We start from the raw sequence: 9,266 nt of genomic DNA, 5'->3' as shown, positions 1-9,266 counted from the left end.
GGTCTGTTTTTTCGGTATATTTTTGTGTGTAGATTTGGTTGCGGGGAGAGGATTTGAACCTCTGACCTTCAGGTTATGAGCCTGACGAGCTACCGGGCTGCTCCACCCCGCGACACTTTTGTTGGCCTGCTGCCTTGCGGTTGCTTGAGGCCGGTGCGGCCTCGCGCCTGACGGCTGTTTGAGGCCTGGGTGTTTCATCGTTTTGAGAGATACGTATTATCGGGGCTTATCAGGTTTGGCGATGACCTACTCTCCCACGTCTTGAGACGCAGTACCATTGGCGCGACGGCACTTAACGGCCGGGTTCGGGATGGGACCGGGTGTTTTGCTCGTGCTGTGATCACCAAACCGGGAAAGCCCCGGTATTTTGCGCTACCGCCTATTCGGCTACTTGAGCGCGTTATGCGTTCAAGGCCGTAAGACAGAGGCAAATTCCAAGTCAAGTTACTGATATATGTGTGTGTAGTTTGCTTTGATCGTGACCAGTTTGACAAATCTGTCTGTTACTGGATCAAATCAAGCCTATCGGACCATTAGTACCGGTCAACTGAATGCATTACTGCACTTACATCTCCGGCCTATCGACGTGGTGGTCTACCACGGTCCTCAGGGATACCTTGTTTTGAGGGGGGCTTCCCGCTTAGATGCCTTCAGCGGTTATCCTGTCCGATCATAGCTACCCTGCACTGCTGCTGGCGCAACAACAGGTCCACCAGTGGATCGTTCACCCCGGTCCTCTCGTACTAGGGGCAACTCCTCTCAAGTATCCTACACCCACGGCAGATAGGGACCGAACTGTCTCACGACGTTCTAAACCCAGCTCACGTACCTCTTTAAACGGCGAACAGCCGTACCCTTGGGACCTGCTCCAGCCCCAGGATGAGATGAGCCGACATCGAGGTGCCAAACACTGCCGTCGATATGGACTCTTGGGCAGTATCAGCCTGTTATCCCCGGCGTACCTTTTATCCGTTGAGCGATGGCCCTTCCACTCGGGACCACCGGATCACTATGACCGACTTTCGTCTCTGCTCGTCTTGTCAGACTTGCAGTCAGGCTGGCTTCTGCCATTGCACTCAACGACCGATTTCCGACCGGTCTGAGCCAACCATCGCGCGCCTCCGTTACTCTTTAGGAGGCGACCGCCCCAGTCAAACTACCCGCCACGCAGGGTCCCGGATCCGGATAACGGACCGCGGTTAGACATCAAGAATGCAAAGGGTGGTATCTCAAGGGAGGCTCCACGCAAACTGGCGTTCGCGCTTCAAAGCCCACCACCTATCCTGCACATTGCAGTCCTGATGCCAGTGCGAAGCTGTAGTAAAGGTGCACGGGGTCTTTCCGTCTAACCGCGGGAAGCCTGCATCTTGACAGGCAATTCAATTTCGCTGAGTCGATGTTGGAGACAGCGGGGAAGTCGTTACGCCATTCGTGCAGGTCGGAACTTACCCGACAAGGAATTTCGCTACCTTAGGACCGTTATAGTTACGGCCGCCGTTTACCTGGGCTTCAATTCAAGGCTCTCACCTCTCCTTTTAACCTTCAGGCACCGGGCAGGCGTCAGACCCTATACGTCGTCTTGCGACTTCGCAGAGCCCTGTGTTTTTAGTAAACAGTCGCCACCCCCTGGTTTGTGCCCCCAGCCCCTAGTTGCCTAGGAACCGGGCCTCCTTCTCGCGAACTTACGGAGGTATTTTGCCGAGTTCCTTCAACATCGTTCTCTCAAGCGCCTTGGTATTCTCTACCAGTCCACCTGTGTCGGTTTAGGGTACGGTCTGATGGAGGGCTATTTCCAGGGACCAATAAGCAGCCCATTCAATCCGATAAGAATGAACTACCCTCTTGATCCGTCACATCCTCCTGGCCCACGAATATTAACGTGGTTCCCATCGGCTACGCATTTCTGCCTCGCCTTAGGGGCCGGCTTACCCTGCTCAGATTAGCTTTAAGCAGGAACCCTTGGACTTTCGGCGAGAGTGTCTCTCACACTCTTTGTCGCTACTCATGTCATCATTCTCGCTAGTGATCTCTCCACCGGATCGCTCACGCGCCGGCTTCACAGAAAGAACCCGTTCCTCCAAGGCGATCCGAGGATCGCTAAAGAGGAGAGGTCCTATGTCACACTACGCTCTGCTACCATGCCTTACGGCATCCTAAGCTTCGGCTCATGGCTTGAGCCCCGTTACATCTTCGCCGCAGGACAACTTGTTTAGACCAGTGAGCTGTTACGCTATCTTTAAAGGATGGCTGCTTCTAAGCCAACCTCCTGGTTGTTTTGGTCGTCCCACCTGCTTTCCCACTTAGCCATGAATTGGGGGCCTTAGCTGTAGGTCAGGGTTGTTTCCCTCTCCACTACGGACGTTAGCATCCGCAGTGTGTCTGCCATCTAGTACTCCCGGGTATTCGGAGTTTGGTTAGGATCAGTAAGCCTGTGGGGCCCCATTACCCATCCAGTGCTCTACCCCCCGGGGTATTCGGATGACGCTCTACCTAAATAGATTTCGCAGAGAACCAGCTATCTCCGAGTTTGATTGGCCTTTCACCCCTAGGCACAACTCATCCCGACCTTTTTCAACAGGTGTGGGTTCGGACCTCCAGTAAGTGTTACCTTACCTTCATCCTGGTCATGCCTAGATCACTCGGTTTCGGGTCTAATGCATCTAACTCAGTCGCCCTATTAAGACTCGCTTTCGCTGCGCCTACACCTAACGGCTTAAGCTTGCTAGATACACTAAGTCGATGACCCATTATACAAAAGGTACGCCGTCACAAGACTGGACACTAATAATAATCTCGATGCTACCGCGTCGGAATGGACACCCGCAGGTGCACCGTCTCGACACCGGGGTTCTCGTCGTAAATCCCCGCGTTCGACCGATGGTCGAAGCCGAGACCGAACCGCCATCCCCGGCGGTTTTCCCAGCCGGCCTCGATGCCCGAGCGGAACACGATGGGCCCGCCCAGATCAAGACCGTCACCGGCCCGGTAAAGGCCGGTCATCGCATGCAGCTCGGCATAGAACGGGGTCGATCCGAAGCTCTGCCGGTAGGTCTGGCCGAAGCCGACCCAGGCCTCACCCTTGTCGCCGATGCTGAGCCCCACAGCCTGGCCGAACGGCCCGATGCGGTGTCCCAGATCGTAGCGCAGGTAAGCCTCGCCACCCGTCTCTGCCCGGCGTTCAAGAACCTGCCCGCCCGAGATCGCAACGCGGGGCGCTGTCTCGGTCCGGCCGACGCAGCCCGTCTCCGTGCCGCAATAGTTCAATCCCATATCCGCCAGCCCTGCGACCAGCATGAGAATTGCAAAGGTTCCGTCTGCCATCTTCGTCTCCCGATTTCCGGGATCAGAGGTGCATCAGATTGTCATTAGAGTCCAGTCAAGCTCCGACTGATTGTAGGCGTTCGGTTTCAGGTACTGTTTCACTCCCCTCGTCGGGGTGCTTTTCACCTTTCCCTCACGGTACTGGTTCGCTATCGGTCAGTAAGGAGTACTTAGCCTTCGAAGGTGGTCCTCCGATCTTCAGACAGAATTTCACGTGTTCCGCCCTACTTAATACGTCTGATCATGCTTCATATACGGGACTGTCACCCACTCTGGTTGGCCATTCCATGCCATTCTATTCACACTCACAGCTCGGCTGGTCCCCGTTCGCTCGCCGCTACTAGGGGAGTATCAATTGATGTCCTTTCCTCCGGGTACTTAGATGTTTCAGTTCCCCGGGTTTGCTCTTAAAACCCTATGTATTCAGGTCTCAAGTACCTGGTCATGAACATTATAAACAACCGAAGTTATTATAATGAACATTCAGGTGGGTTCCCCCATTCGGAAATTCATGGATCAAAGCCTATTCTCGGCTCCCCATGACTTATCGCAGAGTATCACGTCCTTCATCGCCTCTTACTGCCAAGGCATCCACCAAACGCCCTTCTCGCGCTTGATTTGATCCAGAAAGAGACAGATTCGCTTGCGCTACCGCCTGTTCGGCTGCTTGAGCGCGGTTAAACACCAAGCAGCCAGCCGTATCGCAATATGTGCAAATGCTCTTTCCGATCAAAAGCAAACTATCCCATGCTGATCATTGATCAGCATCAGTTAGTGTACTTGACTTGGACAACGCTGTTCTTTTCGATCCGGGATACACAGCCTGGAGTGAGGAAGCATTCCAGAATGTGCCTTCTGCCGAAGCAGAACCAAACCGAGGTCAATCCCATACTCGGGTGACCAAACAGTGTTGATATTTGTATCTCTCTAAACGATGTCAAAGGCTTTCCGAAGAAAGCCAACGTCCGATTGGACGGTTAAACACTCAGACAGTGCTTAACGATCTAATCGACCGGGTCAGAACAATGTCATCTCGCACGCACCTGGCTGCGCCACGTGCTTTCGCTCGCCGTCACTTCGCATCGCGATGTGACGTTGGTGGAGCCTAGGAGGATCGAACTCCTGACCTCCTGAATGCAAATCAGGCGCTCTCCCAGCTGAGCTAAGGCCCCTTTGATGATCCGCCTGCGGATCATCAAAGGGGCCGTAAACCCGACAGGTGATTCCGAAGGAAACACCGAGAGGGGAAAGACCCTGCGATCCGCTTGTGGTTCAGCCGTGTCGCAGGTGCTTGGCCATGCCAAGCATTGCCGCGACCGTCATTTTCGCCTCCGGCGAAGATGACGTTGGTGGGTCGAGGAGGACTTGAACCTCCGACCTCACGCTTATCAGGCGTGCGCTCTAACCACCTGAGCTACCGACCCAAGTTGATATTGCCTGCTGGCAAATATCGACGGGCCGGCGGCCCGCTTGTTCTGTCTGAAGAGATATGAGGACGGTCGGGTTCAAGCTCTTGAGGAGCTGATATTGCTTCCGTTTATGTCCTACCGCCTTGCGGCTACTTGAGGACTGGAAGCTGCTAAGTGTTTCACGATTGATGCGAACATCAATGACTAGAAACATCCTTAGAAAGGAGGTGATCCAGCCGCAGGTTCCCCTACGGCTACCTTGTTACGACTTCACCCCAGTCGCTGAGCTCACCGTGGTCCGCTGCCTCCTCGAAAGGTTGGCGCACGGCCTTCGGGTGAACCCAACTCCCATGGTGTGACGGGCGGTGTGTACAAGGCCCGGGAACGTATTCACCGCGTCATGCTGTTACGCGATTACTAGCGATTCCGACTTCATGCCGTCGAGTTGCAGACGACAATCCGAACTGAGACAGTTTTTTGGGATTAACCCATTGTCACTGCCATTGTAGCACGTGTGTAGCCCAACCCGTAAGGGCCATGAGGACTTGACGTCATCCACACCTTCCTCCCGCTTATCACGGGCAGTTTCCATAGAGTGCCCAGCCGAACTGCTGGCAACTAGGGATGTGGGTTGCGCTCGTTGCCGGACTTAACCGAACATCTCACGACACGAGCTGACGACAGCCATGCAGCACCTGTCACTCAGTCACCGAAGTGAACCATCGATCTCTCGATGTAGCTGAGGATGTCAAGGGTTGGTAAGGTTCTGCGCGTTGCTTCGAATTAAACCACATGCTCCACCGCTTGTGCGGGCCCCCGTCAATTCCTTTGAGTTTTAATCTTGCGACCGTACTCCCCAGGCGGAATGCTTAATCCGTTAGGTGTGTCACCGAATAGCATGCTACCCGACGACTGGCATTCATCGTTTACGGTGTGGACTACCAGGGTATCTAATCCTGTTTGCTCCCCACACTTTCGCACCTCAGCGTCAGTATCGAGCCAGTGAGCCGCCTTCGCCACTGGTGTTCCTCCGAATATCTACGAATTTCACCTCTACACTCGGAATTCCACTCACCTCTCTCGAACTCAAGACCAGGAGTTTTGGAGGCAGTTCCGGGGTTGAGCCCCGGGATTTCACCCCCAACTTTCTGATCCGCCTACGTGCGCTTTACGCCCAGTAATTCCGAACAACGCTAACCCCCTCCGTATTACCGCGGCTGCTGGCACGGAGTTAGCCGGGGTTTCTTTACCAGATACTGTCATTATCATCTCTGGCGAAAGAGCTTTACGACCCTAAGGCCTTCATCACTCACGCGGCATGGCTGGATCAGGCTTGCGCCCATTGTCCAAGATTCCCCACTGCTGCCTCCCGTAGGAGTCTGGGCCGTGTCTCAGTCCCAGTGTTGCTGATCATCCTCTAAAACCAGCTATAGATCGTAGACTTGGTAGGCCGTTACCCCACCAACTATCTAATCTAACGCGGGCCGATCCTTCACCGATAAATCTTTCCCCCGAAGGGCGTATGCGGTATTACTCACCGTTTCCAGTGGCTATTCCGCAGTGAAGGGCACGTTCCCACGCGTTACTAACCCGTCCGCCGCTAGCTCCGAAGAGCTCGCTCGACTTGCATGTGTTAGGCCTGCCGCCAGCGTTCGTTCTGAGCCAGGATCAAACTCTCAAGTTGAAACGCTGTCACCAGCGTATCCTTGACGTTCGAACCTCTGCACATCTTCAATACTTCAGGTCCGCTTTGGGGGCAGAACCCTATGTCCACCCGGCTAAGGATTGGACACGTATTGAAAGTCATCTGTTTGATTGTGCTTCTGGTTTCCTAAAGAAACCGAAAGCCGCTCAAACAGTGAAGCTGACACTGGATCATCGGGCCGAAACCCTACCAGCGTTGATATACAGACGTCGTTCGTCGAAACGAACCAAACCGCCCACATATCTCTTCAGATACCATCAATTTCAAACAGCGTAGAGACAAAAACCAACCGGATGCGCCCTAACTTCTTGGCGCGCCCGCCCGTCATTCCCTCAAAATCTTCCGCCTCGTCTGCGTCAGCGTCTCGTTGCCTCGTCGCCGCCGCCCCGTCTGGCGTCCCGTTGTGCGCCTCAGCGCCGCCGGTGAGGGGGCTTTTACGTATACCCACACAAACCCGCAAGCGCTTTTTTACTCAAATCCCAAACTTTCTAACACATATACAAAAAATGACACAAAATCATAAGGTTACGATGTCATTTTTTCTGCACTTTCTCGCTTTGGCGCGGATTTCGCCGCCTGCCGGAAGGCCTCTCGGAGGCGGCGATTCCGACTCGAACGGCCTATCCACAGGCTTACCCACAGATCCGGGCCCTATAGCCCCCGATTCAGCCCCGTAACTCGGCCGAGTCACCCCCTTCGGAATCAAAAACGGCTCCGAAAGGAGCCGTTGCCGAGTCGAATCTCCGGATGTGACCGACGCGCGCCCTGGAATCGCGCCCGCCGGACCCCGCAGGTTATTCCGCCGCCTTGGCCGTCAGCTTCCGGAGCGCGCCGGTCATCGGATCGGTCACCTCGGAGGGCAAGGCGCCATCGGCCAGATCGGCGAGCCGTTCGGCGGGCGCCTCATAGGCCAGCCAGGTGCCGCCCTGGCGGTCTTCATAGACCAGCACCTTGAGCGGCAGGGCCAGCCCGGCTTCGCGGGCCTCGACCATCGCCGGCGTGCCGACCTCGGGGTTGCCGAAGATCAGCAATTCGGATGCGCCGATGTCCTGGCCCACCTTCTGCGCCCCTGCCCCGTGATCGACGCGGGCAAAGAGCGTGGCCCCGGCCGCTTCGATCGCCTGGGCCAGCGCCTCGGCGGCTTCGGCCACGGATTTGCCGGTGGCGACCTTCACGGTCTCGGCGCCGGCGCCGGTGGCGGCCAGAAAGGGCAAGGCGAGGATGAGGGAACGCAACATGGGTCTCTCCAATATGTCTATGGCGCCGGTCAGGCCGCGCTGCGCCGGCCGATGCGGCGACGCAGCTTGCCGGGTTCGATCCGAAGCGCGAGCAGTCCGAGGATAACGCCGAGATAGAGCAATGGTTCCAGTTGCAGCCCCTTGGCCAGCATCAGGTAATGCACACCGCCCAGCAACACCGCCAGATAGGTCAGCTTGTGCAGCTTGCGCCAGCGCGGCCCCAGGCGGCGCACCGACCAGTTGTTCGATGTCAGCGCCAGAGGCACCAACAGGACAAAGCCCGCCATGCCGATGGTGATATAGGGGCGTTTGACGATATCGGCCCAGATCTGCGACAGGATCTGCACGTCGAGTACCAGCCAGGTCAGCAGGTGCAGCGCCACGTAGAAAAAGGCCATGAGGCCGATGGCGCGACGAAACCGGATCAGGTTGAGCCCGGCGAACCGCCGCAGCGGCGTCACCGCCAGCCCGACGATCAGCAATTGCAGGGCAAATTCGCCAAGCTCCTGCTCGAGCGCCTTGATCGGCTCGGCGCCAAGCCCGCCGGTCAGGCCGAGATAGAGGAACCAGAACGCCGGCAGCGGCAGCACGATATAGAGCAGCCACGCCGGCACCCGGCGCAACGCCGTATTGAGGGAATCGACCATCAGATGAACTTTCGCAGATCCATGCCTTCATAGAGGCTGGCCACTTCTTCTTCGTAGCCGTTGAACATCAGCGTCGGGATCTTGCGCGCAAACAGCCCGCCGCCGATCCGCCGTTCGCTGGCCTGGGACCAGCGCGGATGGTCCACCTCGGGGTTCACGTTGCTGTAGAACCCATATTCGCGGCCATTGGCAATGTTCCAGCTTGTCGGCGGCTCCTGATCGGTCAGGGTGATGCGCACCACCGACTTGATCGACTTGAAGCCGTATTTCCACGGCACCACCAGCCGCAGCGGTGCGCCGTTCTGATTGGGGATGTCGCGACCATAGATGCCGGTGGCCATGATGGTGAGCGGATGCATCGCCTCGTCCAGCCGCAACCCCTCGACATAAGGCCACTCCAGCACCGGATATTTCTGGCCCCACATCTCGTCCGGGCGATAGAGCGTCTCGAAGGCCACGTATTTCGCGCCCGATTGCACCCCGGCCAGGTTCAGCAGGTCGGCCAGCTCGAAGCCGTTCCAGGGCACCACCATCGACCAGGCCTCGACGCAGCGAAAGCGATAGATGCGCTCTTCGACGGTCATCCGGGCCATGATGTCCTCGAAGGCAAACTCGCCGGGATTGTCGACCATGCCATCGATTTTCACGCTCCACGGATCGGTGGTGAGCGCATGGGCATTGCGCGCCGGGTCATCCTTGCCGGTGCCGAATTCGTAGAAGTTGTTGTAGGTGGTGATGTCGTCCCATTCATTGGGCTCGAGCGCATCCTCCTGCGCCATCGCCGGGCCGGCGAGGCCGGCGAGGCCGATGCCGGCGGCCCCTCCCATGAGCTGCCGCCGATTAAGGTAGACGGTTTCCGGCGTGACGTCGGTCTCGGTCAGCGTGTTCTTCCAGCGATTGGCCATGTCGTTCCCTTTGGTTTGTCGCGCAGGGTCCGAGTGCAGGC

3 protein-coding genes, 3 tRNA genes and 3 rRNA genes are annotated in these 9,266 nt (G+C 56.8%); all 9 read right to left on the bottom strand.

From position 1 onward, the window contains the following. Nucleotides 1–35: 35 nt before the first annotated feature. Nucleotides 36–112, bottom strand: a tRNA-Met gene (locus PVW49_RS07855). A gap of 121 nt (nucleotides 113–233) precedes the next feature. Then, nucleotides 234–348, bottom strand: a 5S ribosomal RNA gene (rrf, locus tag PVW49_RS07850). A gap of 164 nt (nucleotides 349–512) precedes the next feature. Further along, nucleotides 513–3,940: ribosomal RNA gene (locus PVW49_RS07845) — 23S ribosomal RNA — on the bottom strand. Nucleotides 3,941–4,417: 477 nt separating this feature from the next. Further along, nucleotides 4,418–4,493: transfer RNA gene (locus PVW49_RS07840), tRNA-Ala, on the bottom strand. Between the two features lie 175 nt (nucleotides 4,494–4,668). Continuing rightward, a tRNA-Ile gene (locus tag PVW49_RS07835) sits at nucleotides 4,669–4,745 on the bottom strand. A 205-nt stretch (nucleotides 4,746–4,950) separates the two neighbouring features. Further along, nucleotides 4,951–6,414, bottom strand: a 16S ribosomal RNA gene (locus tag PVW49_RS07830). The 16S, 23S and 5S rRNA genes sit together here with 3 tRNA genes alongside, the layout of an rRNA operon. 815 nt (nucleotides 6,415–7,229) lie before the next feature. Continuing rightward, nucleotides 7,230–7,673, bottom strand: coding sequence for a DUF302 domain-containing protein (locus PVW49_RS07825; RefSeq protein WP_048529542.1), 444 nt, complete (start codon nucleotides 7,671–7,673; stop codon nucleotides 7,230–7,232). A 29-nt stretch (nucleotides 7,674–7,702) separates the two neighbouring features. Then, nucleotides 7,703–8,320 carry a protein-methionine-sulfoxide reductase heme-binding subunit MsrQ gene (gene msrQ / locus PVW49_RS07820; RefSeq protein ID WP_074837018.1) on the bottom strand — a complete coding sequence of 206 codons (618 nt, stop codon included), beginning with the start codon at nucleotides 8,318–8,320 and terminating at the stop codon, nucleotides 7,703–7,705. Further along, the gene (msrP, locus tag PVW49_RS07815; protein WP_074837017.1) at nucleotides 8,320–9,225 is read right to left on the bottom strand and encodes a protein-methionine-sulfoxide reductase catalytic subunit MsrP; all 906 of its coding nucleotides are present in this window, start codon (nucleotides 9,223–9,225) and stop codon (nucleotides 8,320–8,322) included. Before msrP ends, msrQ begins: the two co-directional genes overlap by 1 nt. Between the last annotated feature and the right edge of the window lie 41 nt (nucleotides 9,226–9,266).

Source organism: Marinovum sp. PR37 (assembly GCF_028807375.1).
Taxonomy (GTDB): Bacteria; Pseudomonadota; Alphaproteobacteria; order Rhodobacterales; family Rhodobacteraceae; genus Marinovum; species Marinovum algicola.
Note: the sequence above shows the minus strand (reverse complement) of the source record. Positions and strands in the feature narration are given on the sequence as shown.